This window comes from Streptomyces misionensis, assembly GCF_007896895.1.
In the GTDB taxonomy this organism is placed as follows: domain Bacteria; phylum Actinomycetota; class Actinomycetes; order Streptomycetales; family Streptomycetaceae; genus Streptomyces; species Streptomyces misionensis_A.
In genome coordinates, this window is record NZ_VOGW01000036.1 from 1 (window position 1) to 1018 (window position 1018).

1 protein-coding gene is annotated in these 1018 nt (G+C 74.1%); it reads left to right on the plus strand.

The genetic code is table 11. From position 1 onward, the window contains the following. Nucleotides 1-61 precede the first annotated feature (61 nt). Complete coding sequence (locus FRZ03_RS06155; RefSeq protein ID WP_146464117.1) at nucleotides 62-865, plus strand: SDR family NAD(P)-dependent oxidoreductase; 804 nt, start codon at nucleotides 62-64, stop codon at nucleotides 863-865. Nucleotides 866-1018: the final 153 nt, after the last annotated feature.

A 1018-nucleotide genomic window follows, 5' to 3' on the forward strand; every position in this document is an offset into this window, starting at 1 on the left:
GCTGTTCGGTGAACCGCCGGCGCGGGGTTCGGCCCCCGCGTCGGCGGATACCCCGGAACGTATGACCGAGGAACGGCCGCTCGCCCTGGTCACCGGGGCCTCCAGCGGAATCGGATACGCACTGGCCGGGCAGTTCGCCGAGCACGGCTACGATCTGCTGATCAACGCCGAGGACGGCCGCCTGGAACACGCCGCGCAGCGGTTGCGGGAGACCGGGGCGGAGGTACGCGCCGTACCGGCCGATCTCACGGACGCGGCGGGCGTCGACCGGCTGGTCTCCGCGACGACCGGCCTGGACGTCGACGTCGCCGTGCTCAACGCCGGGATCGGCCGGGGCGGGGCCTTCGCGGACACGGATCTCGCCGACGATCTCGCCGTGATCGAGCTGAACGTGGTCTCGACCGTGCGGCTCGCCAAGCCGCTGCTGCGCGAGATGGTCCGCCGCGGCACGGGCCGGCTCGCCTTCACGTCCTCCCTCGCGGCGACCACGCCGGGCCCCTTCCAGCCGGTGTACAACGCCTCGAAGTCCTTCGTGCAGTCCTTCGCCGAGGCGCTCGGCGACGAGGTGAAGGACACGGACGTCGCCGTCACCGCGTTCCTGCCGGGCCCGACCGACACCGACTTCTTCCGCCGGGCGGACCTCGGCGACACCAAGCTCGGGACCATGGAGAAGGACGACCCGGACGACGTCGCCCGGCAGGCCTACGAGGCGATCGTGCACGGCCGCGCCAAGGCGGTCACCGGCTCCCTGAAGACGAAGGCCCAGGGCCTGGCCAACAAGGTGCTGCCGGACAGCGCCAAGGCGGCCGCGCACCGCTCGCTGACCGAGCCGGGGACGGGCGGGGACGACGGCCCGGGCCGGTGACGGCACCCGCGTCACCCGGTCGGTCCGTCTCCGATGGCCCCCGCGCGGGCGGCGGCGGAAGGTCTGAACGAGATCTTCGACCGCCGCGGCACGTCCTCGTGCCCCGCAGCGCCCCAGACCGGCCCCCGCCGCACCGCCGACCCCTCGGCGCCG

Bases quoted from the DNA above. Each gene is read 5' to 3' on its own strand.
- FRZ03_RS06155 (WP_146464117.1), top strand. From the start codon at position 62: ATGACCGAGGAACGGCCGCTCGCCCTGGTCACCGGGGCCTCCAGCGGA.